Origin of the sequence: Zoogloea sp. (assembly GCF_041914405.1) — a bacterium.
Lineage (GTDB): Bacteria > Pseudomonadota > Gammaproteobacteria > Burkholderiales > Rhodocyclaceae > Zoogloea.
Genome location: NZ_JAYSDK010000007.1, coordinates 142,144 through 163,904, shown reverse-complemented (window position 1 = coordinate 163,904; position 21,761 = coordinate 142,144). Strand labels below are relative to the sequence as shown.

Genomic DNA, 21,761 nt, shown 5'->3' with positions numbered 1-21,761 from the left:
CGCATCCACGCAGGTGTTGAGGTTGTTCTTGATGGTGTTGAAGTCGCCGTTGTAGCTGTCGCTGATCTTCGGCGGGATATCGCCATGGGAAATGCGGTCCACGTAGTTGGCGGCCACGTTCAGGGGGCCGATCACCGCGTCCAGCGTGTCATTCACCCCTTCCACGATCTTGCGGAAGTCACCCTGGTGCTTCTCGGCATCGGCACGGGTGGCAAGGCGGCCTTCCACGGCGGCCTTGGACAGCATCGAAGCGTCGGAAGCCATGGCCTGGACGGATTGCTGAATGGCCCCGACCGCCTGAACAACCTGCCCGACCTCATCCTTCGCATCGCTCTTCAGCGTGAAGTTGAAATCGCCGACCGCCATCTTCTGGGCCGCATCCACCACTTGGCCAACCGGGCGGGTAATGCTTCGGGTCAGCCACAGCGCAATACCTGCCGCCAGCAGGACCGCAATCAGCGCAAGCGTGATCACCAGTGTCCGTGACGACTGGGCCAGATCCACTGCGTGCTGGCCAGACTTCTTGGCGGCCTCGATCTGGAAGCCACCGAAATCGGACAAGGCACTGATGTAGGCTTCAGCGGCATCCTTGTACTCGCCGAACAACATCTGAACAGCCTTTTCCTGGTTGTACTGGGGCGACGAAGTGTCCGCAAACTGCAGTATTCGATCCGTTATCGGGTTGTAGCGGGCACGCATGTCCACCGCCTTGGCCAACAATCCCTTGCCCTTTTCGCTTTGAACCAAGGGCGTGATCTGCTCGAGGATCTCGCCGTTGCGTTGGCGCAGTTTGGCGATGGCCTCGAGGTTCTGCTTTTCAATACTCTTGTCCGTCGTGAGGATCATGTTCCGAACGGAACGACCAATGAGTTGCAGGTTGTACTTCAATTCGTCGGCCAGCAGGATCTTGGGCAAACGACCTTCCGCCAAATCGTCGATCCCGTCATTGAGTTCGTTGATACGCGTGATCGACACGATCGAAATCGCCACCAGCATAAGCAGGACGACGGCGAAGCCGATCCCCAGACGAACACCTATTTTTAGGTTATTGAACATGATGAATCTCCGGGTAAGACAGCAAGGTCAGGCGCTACGTTGCTCGGGGCGGGCCAGCAGGCGCTGCTCGGCCTGCCCCGAAATCTTGATGAGGGCGGATATGTCGAGGATCAGGGCCACCTCGCCGCTGCCGAGGATGGTCGAGCCGCCGATCCCCTGCAGGTGGCGGAAGATCGCCCCGAGGGGCTTGATGACGGCCTGCAGTTCGCCAGCCAGGCGATCGACGACGATGCCGGCGCGCTGCCCGGCGTACTGCACGACCACCACGCTCTCCCTCGCCGGCCGTTCGCCAGGCAGGCCGAAGCTCTCCCGCAGGCACACCGACGGCAGAACCTGGCCGCGCAGGTTGAAATAGTTGCGATCGTGCTCAGCCTCCGGGCGCTCGACGCATTCGACCACCGCGTCGAGGGGAATCACGTAGGAGCGATTGGCCGACACCACCAGGAAGCCGTCGATGATCGCCAGCGTCAGCGGCAAGCGCAAGGTCAGGCGCGTACCCTGGCCCGGCTGGCTGCTGACATTGATGGTGCCACGCAGGGCCTGCAGGTTGCGGCGCACCACATCCATGCCGACGCCCCGGCCAGACAGGTTGGTGACTTGATCCGCGGTGGACAGGCCGGGAGCGAAGATCAGATCGTAGATCTCCCGGTCGGACAGGTGAGCATCCGGCTCTACCAGACCGCGGTCGATGGCCTTGGCAAGGATCTTGTCGCGATTGAGGCCCGCGCCATCGTCGGCCACTTCGATGACGATGTTGCCGGCATCGTGATAGGCATTGAGCAGCAGCGTACCGCGCGGATTCTTGCCGGCCGCCTCACGCACCGCCGGCGCCTCGATGCCGTGGTCGAGGGAGTTGCGCACCAGATGCATCAGCGGATCGCCGATCTTCTCGACGATGGACTTGTCGAGCTCGGTCTCGCCGCCGGAAATCACCAGCTCCACGTCCTTGCCCAGATCCTTGCAGGCATCGCGGACCAGGCGGTGGAAACGGTTGAAGGTTTCGCCGATCTGCACGGTACGCAACTGTAGCGACGCATCACGGATTTCCTCCACGAGCCGGGTCAGCAGGGACGAGGATTCGATCAGTTCGCCGTCGCTGCGCTTATGGGCCAGCAGGCTGGTCGCCGCGCCGGCAATCACGAGTTCGCCGACCAGGTTGATCAGGTGGTCGAGCTTGTCGGCCGGCACGCGGATCAGCTTGGCGTCCTGGGCCTTCTTCTCGCTGACCTGGGTCTGCTTGGCCACCGCTGCGGCCACCACCTCGGGCTGCACCACCTGCTGGGCTACCAGGATCTCGCCAATCGGCTTGTCGTGATGCTCGGCGGCCGGCTCTTCCCCCTCGACCGGCTTGGCCTGCTCCCGCAGGCCCTCGCTCAGTTCGTCGGCGGTGAGCGCCCCGATGCGTACCAGGATCTCGCCGAGGCGCAGGGTGTCTTCCGGCAGGCTCTCGATCAGTTCAACGTAGTCATTGACCTTGGCATGGGGCGGCAGGATGGACAGCTGGCACTCATCGCGCACGAAGGCGAAGACGTCCTCGATGGTCTGCTTGTCGGCAGCGGACTCCAGTGCGATCTCGAAGCCCAGGTAGCACAACTCGGGATCCATCTCGGCGGCAGCCGGCATCCGGTCGGCGAGGGTTTCCACGTGACGGATGTTGCCAACCGTCTCGAGGAAGCGCAGGAAGTTCTCCGGGTCCATGCCCTGGCGCAGGACCTCGGGGCCGAAGCGCACCGAGATGTGCCAACAGTTATGACCTGTCTGCGGGGAGGGAATGCGTTGCACGCCGGGCTCCTCGGTCTTGGCGGCCTGGGCCTGCACCTGCCCGCCCGGCCCGAAGGCCCGCAAGCGGGCCAGCAGGCTGGCCGTCTGGGCCTCGATCTCGGCCCCCCCCATCTGCGCCGTGCCGGCCTCGTTGGCAACCAGCACGCGGAGATGGTCGGTGCAGGCCAGCATCAAGGCGGCCAGTTCGGTGGTGACGGCGATCTCGTGGTTGCGCAGGCGATCAAGGACATTCTCGACCACGTGGGCAAAGGACTCCACCGCAACGGCCTCGACCATCCCGGCAGCCCCCTTGATGGTATGGGCCGCCCGGAAGATGCCGTTGAGAGTGGTCTCGTCGTCCGGATGCGCTTCCAGCTCGAGCAGCAGCGACTCGAGCGCGTCGAGTTGCTCCCCGCTTTCCTGCAGAAAGACTTGCTTGAGTTCGTCCATGGTGAGCGCCGAAGTTATTCTGCGGGGACGACCAGCGGGTCGCCGAACCAGGCCGCGAGGTTGTAGAACTCGATGAGAGACTGTACCGCCGGGCTGTGGGCGACGATCGCCAGCGTCTTGCCGGCAGCGCTGGCCTCCCGCTTGACCAGCATCAGCAACTGGCAGCCAGCCGAATCCATGCGTTCGACGCCGGACAGGTCCAACTCGATGCGCTCCGCCTCGCCAAGCAGATCGAGCAGACCCGGTTTCAGCTCAGCGACCCGGTAGATCGTGAAATCCTCGGTAAAAGCCCGACGAATGACACTCATGCTGTTCCCCGATACTTAAAACAGTTCGACGGCCGGGCCATCGCCCGAGGACGTAGAGGGCTGGCTGGAGATGGCGACACCACTACGCCGCGCATGCTCTTCACGCTCCCGCTCCATCACATAGCTTTCGAAGAGGCGATCGATCTGCTCGGTCATCGCCGGAATATCGCTGATGGCGGCAGTGCCGTTCAGGCAGGCAGACAGCTTCAGTACGTGTTCGTCGAGACGCTCCAGCGCCTCAATCACATGGCCTACCTGCTGGCGGGTGACATCCTGAAACTGCACGCTGGCCATGGTTTCCATGAACATCTCGGCCAGTCGGTGGCTCGACTCCCGGAACACGCTGAGGATCCGGTTCTCGTGGTCGAGCAGGTTGGAGTAGCTGTCACTGACCTCATGAAACTGATCGGCCACCGTGCGCAGCGCCTCCTCCTCGGCGTTCGAGATGGTCTGGTCCAGCTGTGCACTGAACTTGGATTCGATAGTGTGCACAACCCGATCGATGCCTTCGCTGATCTTCAGCACCGCCTGGTCGGTCTGCCCGGCCAGCTTGCGCACCTCGTCCGCCACCACCGCGAAACCACGCCCGGCCTCGCCGGCCCGAGCAGCCTCGATGGCGGCATTGAGGGCCAGCAGGTTGGTCTGGCCGGAAATGTCCCGCACCAGATTGACGAACTGGGCTAGCGATCGCGCCTCTTCGAGGGCCGCCATCACATGCGCCTGCTCTTCACCGACGTTCTCGAGGCGACGGTGGATGTAATCCTGCAGTGAGGCCAGGGTCTTCTGATTGCCCGCCGCCCGGGTGTTGGCCTCTTCGACGATCTGGCTGGACTCCTGGGAGAAGGCCTGCACGACCTGGTCGAGATCCTGCACCACGGCGTCCACCGCCTGCAGGCGTTCGACCATGCTGAGCGCTGCGGCCTCGGTCTGATCGGTAACGGCATTGAGCTGCCCGACGAGGATCCCGTTGAGATGGGGCACCTGATCCAGCGAGCGGCTCACCTCGACCGCCACCTCGGTCTTGTGCTCCAGCTCATCCTTGGTCTTGCCGAGCGCGTGCTCCGCGCCGTAAAGCGCGTCCCGGTAGCGCATGATCGACAGCATGCTGAGCGCCTCGAAGCTGAGCAGCACGGCGGCAAGCGCACCAATCGCATCCACCAGGGACTGGCTGAGCCCCAGCTCGTCAAGCAGCAGCCGGTGATAGGCGTCGTTGCCGAAATACACGACGAAGAACACCCCCACCGCTGTCAGCATGGACAGCAGCAGGCGCCGTCGCCGGGATTTTTCGCCGATAGACGACATGGCGCCTACCGCAGGACGAGCTTGATGGTGTTGAGCAGGGTGTCGGCCGTTGCCGGCTTGACGATCCAGCCCGAGGCACCGGCGGCCTTGGCCTCGGCACGCTTGCTCTGCTGGGATTCGGTGGTCAGGAACAGGATCGGCATGAAGCGCAGCTCCGCCTTCTGGCGCACCACCTTAATGAACTCGATACCGTTCATGCCAGGCATGTTGAGGTCGGTAATCAACAGATCCGGCTTGGTGCCGGCCGCCAGCTTCTTCTGGCCATCCTCAGCACTGTTGGCGGTAACGACCTGGAAGCCAGCCTTGGTGAGAATCCCGGAAATGGACAGCAGGACGGTGGCCGAATCATCGACCAGCATGATTGTTTTCAATTTCTTCTCCACCCGGACAACGCAGTACCGGGACATCGGGACAGTCACATTCTTGGGGCAGGATTACGCGCAAAGCCGCAGCTGGCAACGCATCCTGACACCCGTATATTGCATGGTTCTACGGACGCCGGGGTGCAAACTTTAGGAACCTCGGACAAATTCCGCCCATTTTGGGAATGGATCTCAATTCCGCTTGCAATACCCCATTGGAGATACGCGCAAGACGCACTCCACGCACTCAAAATTTTTCTATAAGCCGTTGTAAATCAGTCCTTTTTCAGCCTATCCAGGGATACTGAGACTGTATTTTTGCAGCGCAAGGTCGTATCATTCGGCTCCCCCGTTTCACCGTTCCCGGTTTCCCCCATGCTTCATCCCACCCGTTTCGACGTCATCGTGGTCGGCGGCGGTCATGCCGGCACCGAAGCTGCCCTGGCAGCCGCGCGGGCCGGGTGCGCCACCCTGCTGCTCACCCACAACATCGAGACCCTCGGCCAGATGAGCTGCAACCCGTCCATCGGCGGGATCGGCAAGGGCCACCTGGTCAAGGAAGTGGACGCCCTCGGCGGAGCCATGGCGGCAGCCACCGACGAAGGCGGCATCCAGTTCCGCATCCTCAACGCCAGCAAGGGCCCGGCCGTGCGCGCCACCCGCGCCCAGGCCGACCGGGTGCTGTACAAGGCCGCCATCCGCAAACGCCTGGAAAATCAGCCCAACCTCTGGCTGTTCCAACAGGCGGTGGATGACCTCACCGTGGTCGGCGACCGGGTCACCGGCGTAGTCACGCAGATCGGCCTGCGTTTCGAGGCACCTGCCGTCGTGCTGACCGCCGGCACCTTCCTCAACGGCCTGATCCACGTGGGCCTGCAAAACTACTCCGCTGGCCGCGCGGGCGACCCGCCGGCGATCAGCCTCGGCCAGCGCCTGAAGGAACTCGCCCTGCCCCAGGGCCGCCTCAAGACCGGCACGCCGCCGCGCCTCGACGCCCGCAGCATCGACTTCTCGGTGATGGAAGAACAGCCCGGCGACAACCCGGTACCGGTGTTCAGCTTCCTCGGCAAGGCCAGCCAGCACCCGCGCCAGTTGCCGTGCTGGATCACCAACACCAACAGCCGCACCCACGACATCATCCGCGCCAACCTCGACCGCTCGCCGATGTACTCCGGCGTGATCGAAGGGGTCGGCCCGCGCTACTGCCCGAGCATCGAGGACAAGATCCACCGCTTCGCGGACAAGGACAGCCATCACGTCTTCCTCGAGCCGGAAGGCCTCGACACCCACGAGATCTACCCCAACGGGATCTCCACCAGCCTGCCCTTCGACGTGCAGCTGGACATCGTGCGCTCCATCAAGGGCCTCGAGAACTGCCACATCCTGCGCCCCGGCTACGCCATCGAGTACGACTACTTCGACCCGCGCAACCTCAAGTCCAGCCTGGAGACCAAGTCCATCGGCGGGCTGTTCTTCGCCGGCCAGATCAACGGCACCACCGGCTACGAAGAAGCCGCCGCCCAGGGCCTGCTGGCCGGCATCAACGCCGCACTGCAGGTGAAGGGTCAGGAGGCCTGGTGCCCGCGCCGCGACGAAGCCTACCTGGGCGTGCTGGTGGACGACCTCATCACCCGCGGCGTCTCCGAGCCCTACCGGATGTTCACGTCCCGCGCCGAATACCGCCTGTCCCTGCGCGAGGACAACGCCGACCTGCGACTCACCGAGACCGGCCGCAAGCTGGGCCTGGTGGACGACGAACGCTGGGCCGCCTTCTGCGCCAAACGCGAAGCCATCGAGCGCGAGACCGCGCGCCTGCGCGCCACCTGGGCGACCCCCGCCAAGGTGCCGGCAGAAGCCGCCGAAGCCGTGCTCGGCAAGTCCATCGAGCGGGAATACGCCTTCTTCGACCTGCTGCGCCGCCCCGGCGTCAGCTACGCGGCGCTGATGACCCTGCCCGGCGCCCCTGAGGCAGCGGAAACCGACCCGCAGGTCGTCGAGCAGCTGGAAATCGCCGCCAAGTACCAGGGCTACATCGACCGCCAGCTCGACGAAGTCGCCCGCCAGGCCGACGCCGAAGCCACCCGCCTGCCGCCGGATCTGGACTATTCCACCGTGCGCGGCCTGTCCAAGGAAGTCCAGGGCCGCCTCAATCAGCACAAGCCGGAAACCATCGGCCAGGCCAGCCGCATCCAGGGCATCACCCCGGCGGCCATCAGCCTGCTGCTGGTGTGGCTGAAACGCGGCGAACTGGCCCGCGGACGGGAGGAGTCGGTATGAGTCTGCGCCCCCTCGAACAGGGCATCGCCGCCCTCGGGCTGGATCTGCCCGCCGACGCGCCGGAAAAGCTGCACGCCTTCGGCCAGCTGCTGATCAAGTGGAACAAGGTCTACAACCTCACCGCGATCCGCGACGAAGCCCAGGTCGTCACCCACCATCTGCTCGACTCTTTGTCCGTACTGCCGCAGCTGGATGGCATCTCCCGACTAGTGGACGTCGGCTCCGGTGGCGGCTTGCCTGGTGTCGTGCTGGCCATCTGCCGGCCCGACCTTCAGGTGGATTCGGTCGAAACCGTACAGAAGAAGAGCACCTTCCAGAATCAGGCACGGATCGAGCTCAAGCTCGCCAACTTCCGCGCCCATCACGCCCGCATCGAAAACTGGCAACCGGCCTACGCGCCGGACGCCCCCGACGGCATCATTTCGCGCGCCTTCGCCGACCTGGCCGACTTCGTGAACCTCACCGCCCACCTGGCCGGACCGCAAACGCGCATCCTGGCCATGAAGGGCGTGTACCCTGAAGACGAAATCGCCCGCATTCCCTCCGGCTTCGCCATGGAACGTAGCGTGGAACTCCAGGTGCCCGGCCTCGACGCCGAACGCCATCTCATCATTGTGAAACGGACCTGAGCATGGCCCGCATTTTCTGCATCGCCAACCAAAAGGGTGGGGTCGGCAAGACGACCACCTGTGTCAACCTCGCCGCCGGCCTTGCCGCGGCCAAGCAACGCGTACTGCTGATCGACCTGGACCCCCAGGGGAACGCGACGATGGGCAGCGGCATCGACAAGCGCACCCTCGGCAAATCGGTCTATCACCTGCTGGTCGGCCTGTGCACCGTCGCGGAGGCGCGCGTGCGCTCGGAAGCCGGCAAGTACGACGTGATCCCCGCCAACCGCGACCTGGCTGGCGCCGAAGTCGAGCTGGTCGGCCTCGAGCGGCGCGAGAACCGCATGCGCGACGCCCTCGCGCTGCACGCCCAGGAATACGACTTCATCCTCGTGGACTGCCCACCGTCCCTGTCGCTGCTGACCCTCAACGGCCTATGCGCCGCCCACGGCGTCATCATCCCGATGCAGTGCGAGTATTACGCGCTGGAAGGCCTGTCTGACCTGGTCAACTCGATCAAGAAGGTGCATGCCAACCTGAACCGCGAACTGGGCATCATCGGCCTGCTGCGCGTCATGTTCGACCCCCGCGTCACGCTGCAGCAGCAGGTTTCCGCCCAGCTCGAATCGCACTTTGGCGACAAAGTCTTCAAGGCCGTCGTGCCGCGCAACGTGCGCCTTGCCGAAGCCCCCAGCCATGGCGTGCCCGGCGTGGTGTTCGACCGCAGCGCCAAGGGTGCCCAGGCCTACCTGGCCTTCGCCAAAGAACTGATCCAGCGGGTCAAAACTCTCTAACCGACACCATGGCATCTCCGAAACTCAAAGGCCTCGGCCGCGGTCTCGACGCGCTCCTCGGCGGCAATGCCGAGCCGGAAAAGGCCGAGGGCGAACTGCAGATCCTGCCCGCCTCCGAACTGCAGCCCGGCAAGTACCAGCCGCGCACGCGCATGGACCCGGGCTCCCTGGAAGAGCTGGCCGCCTCCATCAAGTCCCAGGGGGTCATGCAGCCCATCCTGGTGCGTCAGATCGGTGGCGCCTTCGACGCCAAGCGCTACGAGATCATCGCCGGCGAACGGCGCTGGCGCGCCGCGCAGATCGCCGGCCTGTCCGCCGTGCCCTGTCTGCTGCGGGAGATCCCGGACGAAGCCGCGCTGGCGATGTCCCTCATCGAGAACATCCAGCGGGAAGACCTCAACCCCCTCGAAGAAGCCGCCGGCATCCAGCGCCTCATCGACGAGTTCGGCATGACCCACCAGCAGGCTGCCGACGCCGTCGGGCGCTCCCGCCCGGCCGCCTCCAACCTGCTGCGCCTGCTTCAGCTGGCCCCGCCGGTGCAGGAACTGCTGATGGCCGGCGACATCGACATGGGCCATGCCCGTGCGCTGCTGCCCCTCGACGGCGCCACGCAGATCGGCCTGGCCAACCTGATTGCCGCCAAGGGCCTGTCGGTGCGCGACGTCGAGCGCCTGGTACACCAAGCCCTCAACCCCAAGAGCAAGCTGCCGCCTCCGGCGCCCGACCGGGATATTCTGCGTCTGCAGGAAGACATCGCCGACCGTATCGGCGCGACGGTGAAGATCAAGGCCAACAAGAAAGGGGTTGGTGCCGTGACGATTCAGTTCGGCAGCCTGGACCAGCTCGATGGACTGCTCGAGAAGCTGAACCTGAAGTAGTCAGAGTGCCCGATGCGGTTACCCCCTCGTAGGGGCGAATTCATTCGCCCATTGCCGCTTGAATCGAGTCCGCGGGCGAATGAATTCGCCCCTACGGTTTGTGTTGGCCCAGCAATTGTTTGAGCAGGGAACGCTTGGCTTCCTGGCGCTTGGCCCCGGGCGATTTCTCGTGGGGCCCGGCCTTTCGCTGCAAGGCCGGCACGACTAGCGGATTGCGTGGCGCGGCCTGCCGCCCCCCATCCGGATTGCGGAACACCAGCTTTTGGCGCGTGCCAAGTGTCCGATTGGCCACGCTGACCTCAGGCCTTGCGCTGGTGGGCCATGCTGACAGCCGCCAACTCACCAAGGGTAACGGCTTCGGTCACACCGGAGATCTCGGCAAAGCAGCCGTCCAGCGGACACGTCCGGCCGGGCGGGCAACCATGCTCCAGGGCACACTGATGCTGAGTCTGGTCGGTCAGGACCATCTCGCGGACCGCTTCGCAACGGCTGATGGGCGAATCGATGAAGCTCATGATATTCCTCCCCTCTATGCTTTCAGTGTAGTCCAGGCGTGATAAATTTCCTTACCGCCAAAAGGGTCTTGGACCCCTGCCAGACCGCGGTCGCACCCCGTTGCGTCACCAGCTCTGGGGTAGTTTCTTGCACAGGATAATGCGTTGCTGCTCGATCTCGATGTAACCACCAGCGACCAGATCGCGCAGGATGCGATTCACCATTTCCCGCGAGGCGCCCACCATGTTGGCGAGATCCTGCTGGGTCAGGCGGCGGTCGATCAGCATCGTGCCATCCCGCTCGACGGCCATCGTCTCGAAGAGGCGGGCGATCCGTCCGAACACATCGACCAGGGCAAGCGCGCGGACGTTGTCGGTAAGGAGGCGGATCCGCCCGACCAGATTGCGCACCACGGTCTGCATGCACCCCGGATCCGACTCGATCAGGCCCAGGAAGGCGGTACGCGGAATCTGCAATACTTCGCTGCGCGTCACCGCGATGACCGAGGCCGAACGGGGCGCGTCGTCGAGCAGGGCAAGTTCGCCGAAGTAATCGCCAGGATCGAGGAGGGACAACGTGACCTCCCGCCCATTGTTGTCGGTGAGGAAGGCCTTGAGCGATCCGCTCTGCACTACGAACAGACTGCTGCCCTCATCACCCTCGTTTACGACGATGGTGTTGGCCGCAAAGCTGCGTACCCGCGAACGCTCCTTCAGTGTCTTGACCTGACTTTCATTCAGGCCGGCAAACAGGTCCACCCGCTCAAGATACATCACCGACTTTCCCCCCAATGACCAAACACTTCTGACCACCATCCCGTGCCGTCCCCTGACAAGACCTTCGCCGGATTTCTGCTGAGCACGCTGCTGGTGCTGGCGATGGTCATGTTTTCGCCAGTCCAGGAACTGGAGAACGGTGCAGGCCTCGACTTGCTGTACGCACTGCGTGGCCCTCGTCCGGCTCCCGAATCGGTCGTGATTATAACCCTCGATTCCCGCTCGGCCCGGGACCTCGGCCAGTCTCCACGTCCGGAGCGCTGGCCGCGCATCCTCCACGCCCGCCTGGTGAACGGCCTGGCCGAACGGGGAGCGCAAGCCATTGGCTTCGACGTACTCTTCGAGAGGGAACGCGAACCCGATGACGACCGGGCACTGGCCGACGCCTTCCGCAGATCCGGCAACGTGACACTGATCGAGGGCGTCAGCCGCGAAACGGTCAGCGGCCCGGACGGCAGGACATTGGCCAGCGTCGACCGCCTGACCCAGGCGCAGCCGCTGCTGCGGGGCGCTGCCTGGGCCAACGGGCCCTTCATCATGCCGAAAACCCCCGACGGCGTCATCGAATTCTGGGGCACCGTCCCCAGCGTCGGCGACCGGCCATCCCTTCCCCTACTGATGGCCCGCCGCATGGGCCGCAACCCTGAAGAAGCCCACGACGGGCAGCGCCACATCCTCAACTTGTACGGCCCGATCGGCAGTATCCGCACCATCCCTTACTCGACTGCGCTCGAACTGGTCTCCGACCCCTCCGCCGGCGACGCCGCTTTCCGCGGCAAGGCGGTGCTGATCGGCTTCTCCGAGTTCAACCAGTCCCGCCAGGCCGACATGTTCCGGACACCCTACAGCACGCCGGACGGCCTCGACATCAGTGGCGTCGAACTGTGCGCCACGGCGCTTGGCAACCTGCTTGAGGACTCCAGCCTGGAGCGCCCGTCGCCGCTGGCGAGCAACGCCGGCCTGCTCGCCTGGGGACTGCTGCTTGCGCTGTCCTGGCGGCTGACCAGCACCCGCCGGGCACTGGCAGTCACGCTGGCGCTCGCCCTCGGCTGGCTGGCAGTCGCCTACGCGAGCTTTGCGTGGGCCCATCTGTGGCTGCCGGTCATCCTCCCCACCGCCATCGCCCCGCTGATCGCAGTGGCCGGCGGCCTCGCAGTGCACATGCGGGCCGCCCGCCAGCGGGAAGACCAGCTCGCCAAGGCCCTCGATCGGGGCCTCAGCCTGCAGGGGAGCGCCAAGCTGGCCAAGCTGCTGCAAGGCCACGACGGCGGACGCTTGGTCCACGGCGTCTGCCTGTGCAGCGACATCGAGTCTTATACCAGCCTGTCCGAGGGCCTCAGCCCGGAAGCCACCCGTGACGCCCTCAACAGCTACTTCGAGATTTTCATCCCGGTCATCGAGGCCCACGGCGGCCATGTCATGGATATCGTCGGCGACTCGGCGATGTGCCTTTGGCTCGCCGACGATTCCGCCGCGGACGCCTGCAGCAAGGCCCGGGAAGCCGCCCTTGACTTGCACCAGCGCCTGAACGAAGACGAGACGCCGGGAGCGCTGAAAACCCGCTTCGGCCTCCACTACGGACAGGTATTCCTCGGCGAGGTCGGCAGCGACCAACACCGGGAACTGCGGGTAATCGGCGACATCGTCAACACTTCCAGCCGCATCCAGGGCGGCAACAAGCCCCTCGGGACGCGCATCCTGGCATCCGGCGCTGTCGTCTCCCATGGTGGCGACAGCCCGCGCTACGGCTATGCCCGTGCCCTCGGCGCCTTCACTCTGGTCGGCAAGAAGACACCGCTCGAACTCCACGAAATCCTGCCTGCCCCACAGTCGCCGGCCCTTGCCAGCGCCTTTGCGACCGCCCGCATCGCCTACGCTGCCGATGCTCTGGAAGCCGCCATGGCCCACCTGCATCAAGTACTGGAAGAGCTCCCCCACGATGGCCCGGCACGCTTCTACCTGCAACGCTGCCGCGACCGCCTGAATGGTTCACAAGTTCCCGATGGCGACGGCCACATCGTCATGACCAGCAAATAGAGCCCGCCAGAGCGCGCCTGCCGACGTCACACAAATAGCATTTTCCCCAAGCAAGACAATGACTTAATGACAAGTAAATTCGCATATTATGAAAATTTACAGTTAATATATTGCGCCTGCACAGCCTTGCAACAGGCTCCACAAATTTGATCCGGAACAGTTGAGATGGCGCCACACGCCCTTGCCCTGCACACTTTTTCGCTACGCCCGCGGCAACTTGGCCTGGCTATCGCCCTGGCTCTCCTGAGCCTCGAAGCAAGTGCCGCCTGCGAGCAAAAGGCCGGCACGCTGACGGCCCTTGAAGGGCGAGTAGAAGTCCGCAGCAGCAGTGGCGGCAACTGGCAGGTGGCCACACCGCGCCAGGCCCTGTGCCCGGGCGATCAGGTCGCCGTGCGCGGCCCGGGTCGCGCCGCGGTAGTGCTGAGCCAGAACGTGCTGGTACGCCTCGACCAGAACACCACCCTGACCCTGCCGCCCGCCGCTGATAGCGGCGAACTTGGCCTCAGCCGCGGCATCGTCCATGTCATCAGCCGCTTCAGCAAGCGCTTCGGGGTCATCACACCCTTCGTCAATGCCCTGGTGGATGGCACCGAATTCACCGTCGCCAGCAGCGACCGGGATGCCCAGGTCGTGGTTGCCGAAGGCCGGGTCCGCACCGGCAATCCGGCAGGCGAAAAAGTGCTGGGCCCTGGCGAAGCCATCGAGGCCCACGCCGGCAGCGCGCCCGGCAGCATCACCGTACGCCCCCTCGACGCGGTCGCCTGGGCCATCCACTACCCGCTGGTCGCACGTCTCGGCGCAAGCGAACTGGCGCGCCAACCCGAGGCCCTGCGCCTGAAGCTCGCAACAGCCCAGCGCGAGGCCGACCACGGACAGTTCCTGGCAGCTCTTGACACCCTCGGTGCTACGCCCGCCACCGACCCGGCAGTCGCCGCCCTGAAGGCCGGCATCCTCCTGGGCCTTGGCAAGATCGATGAAGCCACGACGCTGCTGAACGCCCATGCAACGGAGAACTCCGCAGCACTGGCCGCCATCGAATCCGTCGTGCGCGTTGCCCGCAACGAAAACGCCGCTGCGGAAGCCGCTGCCCGCAGGGCCATCAGCCTTGATGACAAGTCCGTAGCCGCCCAACTTGCCCTCAGCTATGCCCTGCAAGCCACCCGGCGTCTGCCGGAAGCCCTGGTCGCTGCACAGCAAGCCACCGCCCTCGCTCCCACTGACGCACTAGCCTGGGCAAGACGGGCGGAGCTCGAGCTGAGCCTGGGCCATACCGCGGCCGGCAGCGAGGCAGCCCAGCGCACCCTCGCCCTCGATCCCGACACCCAGCGGGCACGGGCTCTGGCAGCCTTCGCGAGCCTGCTTCGCGGCGAGACCGAGGCCGCCCGCGCCGCCTTCAGTACCGCCCTCGACGCCGACGACCGGGATCCGTTCACCCACTTCGGGCTGGGCCTGGCACTCATGCGCCTGGGCGACACCGACGGCGGACGCCGCGAAGTCGAGATCGCCACCCTGCTCGACCCCAGCAATGCGGAGCTTCGCAGCTATCTGGGCCGCGCCTATCTGGAAGAAGCCCGCAACAAGGTCGCCGGCGCCCAGTTCGACCTGGCCCGGCGCCTCGACCCGGCTTCGCCGACCCCCTGGTACTTCGACGCCTTCCTGAAACTGCTTGAGCGCGAACCGCTGGCGGCCATCCGCAACGGCGAGGAAGCTCTCGCACGCAACGACAACCGCAGCGTACTGCGCTCCAGCGAACTGCTCGACCAAGACCGGGCCGCACGCACCGCCAGTCTCGGCGCCGCCTACCAGCAGGTCGGCTTCGCCGCGGCAGCCCAAGCCACGGCCATGAATGCCCTCGAGGACGACGGGCAGAGCGCCGCGGCCCATCGCCTGCTGGCGGACGCCTATGCCGAAGCCCCGCGTTTCGAAGCTGCCCGTCTCGGAGAACTGCTTCAGGCCCAGCTGCGCCAGCCGATCGGCCAGTGGCCGCTACCGCCGCAGTTCGTGATGCCTCCGCTCCCCATCCTCGACGGACCGCGTGCCGCATCGCCAGAGGAAGCCACGTCCTTCTTCGACCGCAAGCCGGACCGCGTCGCCGCCACACTGGCCACCGGCACCCGTGACACCCAGTCGGGCAGCCTGCTCGCCTCCCACGCCTGGGAACGCGGACAGATCTCCCTCGGTGCGTTCGACTACCGCGGCCGTGGCCTCAACGAGCGCATGGCCGACACACACCTGAGCGGTGGCCGCATCAACGCCCAGTTCGCCCTGACGCCCGACACCATGCTGCTCGGCGAGGTCCGCCACACCGAGCGCAATGGCGGCGATATCGACAAGCCACTGTTCGACGGCCCGATCGGCACGGATCACCGCCTCATCAGTGACCTGCAGCGCATCGGTGTGCGTCACACCTTCGGCAGCGGGGAGGAATTGATCGCCGAAGCCAACACCCAGCGCCTCCGCGAACGTGTGCTGGATCTGTTCCAGCACGGCGGCATCGACAACACTGTCGACGCCACGCTGGGACAGCGCAGCAAGACCATGTCAGCCCTGTATTCGCTACAACGGGAATGGGGCAGCGTTAGCACCGGGACAAGCGCGTTCCGCGTGTCCGGCGAGCAGAACATCAACCTGACTTTTGCCCCCAGCGCGATGCCCAGCCTGATCCTTGGCACGTATGCACTGCCGAGCACCAGGCTCCAGAGCGACCGGGACACGGTGTTCAGCTACGGTCAATGGCGGATCAACCCCGTCATCACACTCCACGGCGGTGCGGAATACGTGCGCCTGGACGAACTCGGCAACACCAAAAGCGAACGCGTTAACGGCAAGTTCGGCTTGGTCGCCCGTCTGCCGAACGGTACGACCCTGCGCACCGCCTTCATGCAAGGCGTCTCCGGCTCCAAGTACGACCGCGAAAGCCTCGCACCCACGCAGTTCGCCGGCTTCAACCAGGTGTTCGACGATACCAATGGCACCCGCTGGCGGCGTGCCGCGGTCGGCGTTGACCAACGCTTCGGCAATGGCATCAACGCTGGCCTGGAGGCCTCTGCCCGCCACATGGACGTGCCAATGCCAAGCAACGGCACCCAGGCTCTGGAAGCCTGGAAGGAACAACTCCATCGCGCCCACCTCACCCTGCCTTTCGGCCAGCGGCTTGCGTTCAGCGTCGAATGGCGCCACGAGGAGATCGAAGGGCCCACCGACACAGTCCTCCGCGACACCTTCAGCCCATACAAGGTTCGCACCGATCTGATCCCAGCCCGCCTGTGGCTCAAGACCGGCCCCACCGACACCCTCCTTGAGCACTGGACGGTGGATCAGCACGCTGCACTCCTCTCCAGTGCAGCGGGCGAAACCGCGGCCCGCTCAAAATTCTCGGTTACCAACCTGCGTTTCTCGGTTCCGCTTGCAAGCAATCACCTCACGCTCTCATTCGGCATTTACAATATATTTGATCGTCAATTCCGCTTCCAGAATACCGACCTCAACGGCGACCCCAAGGTGCCGCTGTTCTACCCCCAGCGTACCGCGCTGCTGCAGGGTAATCTGCGTTTCTGAACACGGAGCTGAGCGCTCACTTATAAACCCATGTGGAGAATCGTGAGAATGAGGCTGCATCCAACGTCCCGCACGCTGCGGCGGGTTACGCTGCTGGCCACCGGCCTGGTGGCCAGCGCATTGATCCAGATGCCGGCAGTTGCCGCCGGCAACCTGGGGCAATTCACCAAGGGGGTGCTCGCCCCGGCCGACATCACCGGCGCCGTCATCTTCGGCAAGAACGGCGAGGTCATTCCACTCGACGCCAAGGGCAAACCTGCCAAGGCCTGTGTGATGTCCCAGACAGCAACAGACGCGGCCAAAGCCAAGAAATCCACCCTGCCCGAATGTGAGAGCGGCAACGCCAAGGAGGGCGCGGATACCCCCAAGGCCAAGAGTGGCGGCACGCCCTGCCAGGGGTATTACATCGTCTGGATCGGCGGCGTAGCCATGCAGATCTGGTATCCCGCCGGCTGCACTCCGCCGTACTGATCTGCTGCCCCTGTCGTAATGAAATGAGCCGCCCTGCCGCGGCTCATTTCATTCCTGATGCCGGCAAGACTCAGTGCCTGAACGCGCCGGTAGGATGAAACTGGAGCCTATAGCTGCTGATGTGCCCCCAGAGCACCGCGAGCAGGTCGATTTCATCCGGGATTTCTTCAAGGTCGAATTCCTGGCTGGAATCGGTGTGCCAAGCCTGGGAGCGAGGCCGTGGAGGGTGTGCTGCGCAAGACGACGTAAGGTGACGATGAGTTGGTGCCATGATTCCAAGCGATCCGGAAAACACGGGCCATTGAAAGGAGTCACACGCAATGCCTGGACCCGACCCGCACCCTTGGAGCTTAGGCGCAACATCTCCCAACCGAAGCCGGCTAAGTCACCCTTCCCCTGTGAAGGGTGTCACTTGGCCAGCCCCCTTCCGGACAAGAGCTAGTCGGCCCGCCCTTTGACGACCGGCTTCAGCTTCAAGGTCGTGGCAATGCGGTCGGCGATCTCCCGCGCCTCCAGCGCGGAAGCAAAGGGTCCGAGTTGAAGCCGGTACTTGCCCTCAGAAGCCAATACCGACACCGACTCCTTCATCCATTTAAGCTCGTGCTCGACGAAGCCCTTGAAGTTTTCCGCATTGACGGACGACGCAAAGGCTCCAAGCTGGAGAAACACGCCCTCACGCTCCGGACGTGGCGCGACAGCATGCGCGGGCGCCTGTGCGACCTGCCCTGCGCTGGCAGTGGCGGACGCCACCGCAACCTCGGCCAGCGCGCGCGGGGCGACTGGCGCAGCAGGCGCGACCACACTGGGCTGGGGGGCGGGCGCCGGCACCGGGGTCGACGGCCGGGACGCATGGGCCAGCGTCGGCACAGCCGCCTTGCGACGGGCCAGCGGCGGCACTGGCCGGCGCGGCTGTACCATCGCCACCCCCTCAGGCAGGACCAACGACAACTCGACGTTGGCGTGCCCCTGATCGGCAAAGCCGAGCTTGTAGGCGGCTGCGTAGGAAAGATCGATGATCCGCCCGGGATGCACCGGACCGCGATCGTTGATGCGGACGATTGCCGAACGCCCATTGGCCAGATTGGTCACCCGCACATAGCTGGGAATCGGCAGGGATGGATGGGCGCCGGTCAACGCATACATGTCGTAAGGGTCACCACTGGAAGTGCGGCGCCCCTGCAGGGCCTTGCCGTACCAGCTGGCCATCCCCTTCTCGCGAAAGGCTCCGGGATTCCCGCCCAGCACGGCCCCCCGGGCCAGCGCGTAGTCGCCCCCTTCATACACCGGCGCAACCAATGCCCCGCCCTCCTCGGGCTGGGCCGAAGCATCCTCGGGCACCGCATAGCGCAGTCGCCCACCGTTCAGGGACGATGCCTGGGCCGGCCTGAGCCCCGCCTGCACAGCCTGGGCGTGCAGCGCCCCGACGACCGACGCCTCAGAAGCCGGGTCTTGTTGCGGAAGACCGGCGCAACCGGTCAGGAGAAAAGCGCTACCGAGGGGCGCCAGCGCGAGGCAGGCGCGACGAAACATCGCTACAGGGGGCATGACGCTCTTCCTGTTCGGGCACGCGCTTGAGCGCGCGCGGGTTCAGGTGCCTACCCGACGTCGGTGGCGCTGTATGCTCATGAGCATTCCAACGCCAAGACAAAGGGTAACGAGTGCAGTGCCTCCGTAACTGACGAAGGGCAGCGGAACTCCAACAACCGGGAGGATTCCGCTCACCATGCCCATGTTCACAAACGCATAAGTAAAGAAGATCAGCGTAAGGGCGCCGGCAAGCAGGCGCGAGAACAGGGTCGGGGCACCAGCGGCAATAAAAAGGCCGCGAAAAATCAACAGGATATAAAGTACCGCAAGAAGCAGGGCGCCGGCAAGTCCAAATTCTTCGGTGAGCACCGCAAAGATGAAGTCAGTATGACGTTCGGGCAGAAAATCAAGGTGGGTCTGCGTGCCCCTGCCCCAGCCCTTGCCGGTCACGCCGCCGGACCCGATCGCAATCGTGGACTGGATGATGTGGAAGCCCTTGCCAAGGGGGTCGGAGGTCGGATCGAGCAGGGTGCATACCCGGTGTTTCTGGTAATCGCGCAGTCCCGGCCAAACCACCTCAGGCCGACAGATGGTATCGCCCATCGCGACGATCGCGCCGATGCCGACGATCCCCACCAGCGCCACCGGCAGGATCAATCGCCAGGTCAAGCCAGCGAAGAACAGCACGTAGAAGCCCGCCGCCGCCACCAGGATCGCCGTACCCAGGTCAGGCTGCTTGGCGATCAAGCCCACCGGCACCAGCAATAGCGCTGCCGCCACGAAGAAATCCCGCACCCGCAGCATGCCTTCCCGGCTCTGGAAGTACCACGCCAGCATCAGCGGCATCGCGATCTTCATCAGTTCGGACGGCTGGATGCGCGCAACCCCGATATTGAGCCAGCGCCGCGCGCCCTTCGACACGTCGCCGAACAGCGCCACCCCGATCAGCAGCAGGACGCCCAGCACGTACAGCGGCAAGGCCACGCTCATCATGCGCTGGGGCGGGATACGCGCCGCCGTCCACATTACGATGAAGGCCACGCCGATGTTCATCGCCAGGGTATCCAGGCGCTCCGGCGACGCGCTGACCATCACCACCGTGGAAAAACTCAGGATGGCCAGCACGATCAGGGCCAGTGGCCCATCGAGCGGCGACAGGAAACTCATCAGCCATTTGCGCAGGCTGAAGCGGAAATCAGTCACCGCTGCCGTCCCCCGTCGCGGCTTCGGCACCGGTGTCTTCCGCCGCCATGCCGGCCGGCAGCTTGCCGAGCAGGTAGTAGTCCATCACCGCGCGGGCAATCGGCGCCGCCGACTGGGCTCCGAAGCCGCCGTTCTCAACCAGCACCGCCAAGGCGATGGTCGGCTTGTCGGCGGGCGCAAAGGCGATATAGAGCGCGTGGTCACGCAGGCGCTCGGTGATCTTCGCCGAATACTTGCCGCCCTTCAGCGAGAACACCTGGGCCGTACCGGTCTTGCCGGCCGCCAGGTAGGGGGCACCCGCAAAAGCCCGCGCACCGGTACCTTCCTTGTTCACCCCAACCATCGCCCGGCGGATCGTCTCCAGGTGTTCCGGCTTGATCGGGATGGTCTTGATGGGCTCGGGCTCGATGGCCCGCCGGGAGCCGTCCTTGGCACTCTCGATGTACTTCACCAGATGCGGCTTGTACATCACTCCACCTGCCGCCAGCGTGGCGGTGGCATGGGCCAGCTGCAGCGGCGTGTAGGCGTTGTAGCCCTGGCCGATGCCGATGGAAATCGTCTCGCCACCAAACCACTTCTGCTGCTCCGGCCGCTTGAAGCGCTTGCGCTTCCACTCCGGTGACGGCAGCACGCCGGTGCTCTCGCCCTCGATGTCGATGCCGGTGCGGCTACCGAAACCGAACTGGCCCATGATCGAGGCGATCAGGTCGATGCCCATATCGTTGGCCAGGCGGTAATAGTAGGTGTCGCAGGACTGCACGATGGAACGGTACATGTCCACCATGCCGTGGCCACCCGGCTTGTCGTCGCGGAAATGGTGACCACCGAAATCGTAGAAACCCGGATCGGCGATCGCCTGGCCGGGCGTACGCTTGCCGCTCATCAGCGCGGCGAGGGCGAGAAAGGGCTTGAAGGTCGAGCCCGGCGGATACGCACCGTTGAGCGCCCGGTTAACCAGCGGGTGATCCGGCGAGTTGTTCAGCTCATCCCAGTCCTGGGCTCCGATGCCATCCACGAACAGGTTGGGATCGAAGGTCGGCACCGACACCAGGGCCAGAATGCCCCCCGTGCCCGGCTCGATGGCCACCAGAGCGCCGCGCCGGTTGCCAAAGGCCTTCTCGACCACCTCCTGCAGCTTGAGATCGATGCTGAGGATCAGGTTGTTACCCGGCGTGGCATTGGTCCGCCGCAAGGCACGTACCGCCCGGCCGCCGGAATCCACCTCGACCTCCTCGAAACCGGTTACACCGTGTAGTTCCCGCTCGTAGCTCTTTTCCAGGCCGGCCTTGCCGATGTGATCGGTGCCACGGTAGTTGGCCGAATCTTCGTTTTCCTCGATGCGCTCCAGGTCGCGATCGTTGATGCGACCGATATAACCGACCAGGTGGGCCCCCAGGTTGCCCATCGGGTAATCGCGGAACAGGCGCGCCTTCAGTTCGACCCCGGGAAAGCGGTAACGCTGGGCGATGAAGCGGGCCACTTCCTCGTCCGACAAGCGGTTGCGGATCGGCAGGGACTCGAAGCTCTTGCTCTCGTCCATCAGCTTCTTCAGGCGCCGGCGATCCTTCGGCTGGATATCCACCAGCGTGGAAAGCGCTTCGATCGTCGCATCCAGGTCCGCCACCTTGGATGGCGTGATCTCCAGCGTGTAGGCCGAGTAGTTGCGGGCCAGCACAGTGCCGTTGCGATCCATGATCAAGCCACGGTTGGGCACCACCGGCACCAGGGAGATCCGGTTGTCCTCCGCCCGCGTCGAGTAGTAGTCGTAGCGGACCACCTGCAGGTAAAAGAAGCGCGCGGCCAGCAGGGCGAAGCACACCACCGCCACCACGCCCGCCACCGCCAGACGGCTGCGGAAGCGCGCCAGCTCCTGCTCGGGGGTACGGATACCGGTCATG

17 protein-coding genes are annotated in these 21,761 nt (G+C 64.8%); 7 read left to right on the top strand and 10 right to left on the bottom strand.

Going from position 1 to position 21,761, the window contains the following annotated elements; all coding sequences use genetic code 11:
• The 5 genes from ACE3RX_RS06580 to ACE3RX_RS06560 all read right to left on the bottom strand — a co-directional run.
• On the bottom strand, positions 1-1,056 hold a 1,056-nt coding region (locus tag ACE3RX_RS06580), incomplete at its 3' end, for an MCP four helix bundle domain-containing protein (RefSeq protein WP_374481567.1).
• Between the two features lie 27 nt (positions 1,057-1,083).
• Positions 1,084-3,267, bottom strand: coding sequence for a chemotaxis protein CheA (locus ACE3RX_RS06575; RefSeq protein WP_374481565.1), 2,184 nt, complete (start codon positions 3,265-3,267; stop codon positions 1,084-1,086).
• A 14-nt stretch (positions 3,268-3,281) separates the two neighbouring features.
• On the bottom strand, positions 3,282-3,575 hold the full coding sequence (locus ACE3RX_RS06570; protein ID WP_374481563.1) for a lipid asymmetry maintenance protein MlaB: 294 nt from the start codon (positions 3,573-3,575) through the stop codon (positions 3,282-3,284).
• Between the two features lie 15 nt (positions 3,576-3,590).
• Complete coding sequence (locus ACE3RX_RS06565) at positions 3,591-4,877, bottom strand: methyl-accepting chemotaxis protein (RefSeq protein WP_374481561.1); 1,287 nt, start codon at positions 4,875-4,877, stop codon at positions 3,591-3,593.
• A gap of 5 nt (positions 4,878-4,882) precedes the next feature.
• Positions 4,883-5,248 (bottom strand): response regulator, encoded by a 366-nt coding sequence (locus ACE3RX_RS06560; protein ID WP_374481559.1) that lies wholly within the window; start codon positions 5,246-5,248, stop codon positions 4,883-4,885.
• Positions 5,249-5,614: 366 nt separating this feature from the next.
• Here ACE3RX_RS06560 and mnmG point away from each other — a divergent pair, with 366 nt between their 5' ends.
• The 4 genes from mnmG to ACE3RX_RS06540 are packed head-to-tail and all read left to right on the top strand — an operon-like array spanning position 5,615 to position 9,796.
• Complete coding sequence (mnmG, locus tag ACE3RX_RS06555) at positions 5,615-7,516, top strand: tRNA uridine-5-carboxymethylaminomethyl(34) synthesis enzyme MnmG (RefSeq protein ID WP_374481557.1); 1,902 nt, start codon at positions 5,615-5,617, stop codon at positions 7,514-7,516.
• Entirely contained in the window at positions 7,513-8,145 is a 633-nt protein-coding gene (gene rsmG, locus ACE3RX_RS06550) for a 16S rRNA (guanine(527)-N(7))-methyltransferase RsmG (RefSeq protein WP_374481555.1), read from the top strand. Before mnmG ends, rsmG begins: the two co-directional genes overlap by 4 nt.
• 2 nt (positions 8,146-8,147) lie before the next feature.
• A complete protein-coding gene (locus ACE3RX_RS06545; protein ID WP_079434801.1) occupies positions 8,148-8,918 on the top strand; it encodes a ParA family protein in 771 nt (256 codons plus the stop codon).
• Between the two features lie 8 nt (positions 8,919-8,926).
• Positions 8,927-9,796, top strand: a complete 870-nt coding sequence (locus ACE3RX_RS06540) for a ParB/RepB/Spo0J family partition protein (RefSeq protein ID WP_374481553.1) — start codon at positions 8,927-8,929, stop codon at positions 9,794-9,796.
• Positions 9,797-10,095: 299 nt separating this feature from the next.
• Here ACE3RX_RS06540 and ACE3RX_RS06535 read toward each other — a convergent pair whose 3' ends face one another.
• Entirely contained in the window at positions 10,096-10,311 is a 216-nt protein-coding gene (locus tag ACE3RX_RS06535) for a hypothetical protein (RefSeq protein ID WP_374481551.1), read from the bottom strand.
• Between the two features lie 105 nt (positions 10,312-10,416).
• Complete coding sequence (locus ACE3RX_RS06530) at positions 10,417-11,064, bottom strand: Crp/Fnr family transcriptional regulator (protein ID WP_374481549.1); 648 nt, start codon at positions 11,062-11,064, stop codon at positions 10,417-10,419.
• 45 nt (positions 11,065-11,109) lie between these two features.
• Here ACE3RX_RS06530 and ACE3RX_RS06525 point away from each other — a divergent pair, with 45 nt between their 5' ends.
• From ACE3RX_RS06525 to ACE3RX_RS06515, 3 genes are all read left to right on the top strand, one after another.
• The gene (locus ACE3RX_RS06525) at positions 11,110-13,104 is read left to right on the top strand and encodes a CHASE2 domain-containing protein (protein ID WP_374481547.1); all 1,995 of its coding nucleotides are present in this window, start codon (positions 11,110-11,112) and stop codon (positions 13,102-13,104) included.
• A gap of 165 nt (positions 13,105-13,269) precedes the next feature.
• Entirely contained in the window at positions 13,270-16,662 is a 3,393-nt protein-coding gene (locus ACE3RX_RS06520) for a FecR domain-containing protein (protein ID WP_374481545.1), read from the top strand.
• A gap of 48 nt (positions 16,663-16,710) precedes the next feature.
• Positions 16,711-17,133: a hypothetical protein gene (locus ACE3RX_RS06515; protein ID WP_374481543.1), complete on the top strand. Its 423-nt coding sequence runs from the start codon at positions 16,711-16,713 to the stop codon at positions 17,131-17,133.
• Positions 17,134-17,571: 438 nt separating this feature from the next.
• Here ACE3RX_RS06515 and ACE3RX_RS06510 read toward each other — a convergent pair whose 3' ends face one another.
• The 3 genes from ACE3RX_RS06510 to mrdA are packed head-to-tail and all read right to left on the bottom strand — an operon-like array spanning position 17,572 to position 21,760.
• Complete coding sequence (locus ACE3RX_RS06510; protein ID WP_374481541.1) at positions 17,572-18,678, bottom strand: septal ring lytic transglycosylase RlpA family protein; 1,107 nt, start codon at positions 18,676-18,678, stop codon at positions 17,572-17,574.
• 42 nt (positions 18,679-18,720) lie between these two features.
• Complete coding sequence (rodA, locus tag ACE3RX_RS06505) at positions 18,721-19,863, bottom strand: rod shape-determining protein RodA (protein WP_374481539.1); 1,143 nt, start codon at positions 19,861-19,863, stop codon at positions 18,721-18,723.
• The gene (mrdA, locus tag ACE3RX_RS06500) at positions 19,856-21,760 is read right to left on the bottom strand and encodes a penicillin-binding protein 2 (protein ID WP_374481537.1); all 1,905 of its coding nucleotides are present in this window, start codon (positions 21,758-21,760) and stop codon (positions 19,856-19,858) included. The genes rodA and mrdA overlap by 8 nt, the downstream gene beginning before the upstream one ends.
• Position 21,761 lies beyond the last annotated feature (1 nt).

Bases quoted from the DNA above. Each gene is read 5' to 3' on its own strand.
- ACE3RX_RS06530 (WP_374481549.1), bottom strand. From the start codon at position 11,064: ATGTATCTTGAGCGGGTGGACCTGTTTGCCGGCCTGAATGAAAGTCAG.
- ACE3RX_RS06535 (WP_374481551.1), bottom strand. From the start codon at position 10,311: ATGAGCTTCATCGATTCGCCCATCAGCCGTTGCGAAGCGGTCCGCGAG.
- mnmG (WP_374481557.1), top strand. From the start codon at position 5,615: ATGCTTCATCCCACCCGTTTCGACGTCATCGTGGTCGGCGGCGGTCAT.
- ACE3RX_RS06575 (WP_374481565.1), bottom strand. From the start codon at position 3,267: ATGGACGAACTCAAGCAAGTCTTTCTGCAGGAAAGCGGGGAGCAACTC.
- mrdA (WP_374481537.1), bottom strand. From the start codon at position 21,760: ATGACCGGTATCCGTACCCCCGAGCAGGAGCTGGCGCGCTTCCGCAGC.
- rsmG (WP_374481555.1), top strand. From the start codon at position 7,513: ATGAGTCTGCGCCCCCTCGAACAGGGCATCGCCGCCCTCGGGCTGGAT.
- ACE3RX_RS06515 (WP_374481543.1), top strand. From the start codon at position 16,711: ATGAGGCTGCATCCAACGTCCCGCACGCTGCGGCGGGTTACGCTGCTG.
- ACE3RX_RS06570 (WP_374481563.1), bottom strand. From the start codon at position 3,575: ATGAGTGTCATTCGTCGGGCTTTTACCGAGGATTTCACGATCTACCGG.
- ACE3RX_RS06510 (WP_374481541.1), bottom strand. From the start codon at position 18,678: ATGCCCCCTGTAGCGATGTTTCGTCGCGCCTGCCTCGCGCTGGCGCCC.
- ACE3RX_RS06540 (WP_374481553.1), top strand. From the start codon at position 8,927: ATGGCATCTCCGAAACTCAAAGGCCTCGGCCGCGGTCTCGACGCGCTC.
- ACE3RX_RS06565 (WP_374481561.1), bottom strand. From the start codon at position 4,877: ATGTCGTCTATCGGCGAAAAATCCCGGCGACGGCGCCTGCTGCTGTCC.
- ACE3RX_RS06545 (WP_079434801.1), top strand. From the start codon at position 8,148: ATGGCCCGCATTTTCTGCATCGCCAACCAAAAGGGTGGGGTCGGCAAG.
- ACE3RX_RS06520 (WP_374481545.1), top strand. From the start codon at position 13,270: ATGGCGCCACACGCCCTTGCCCTGCACACTTTTTCGCTACGCCCGCGG.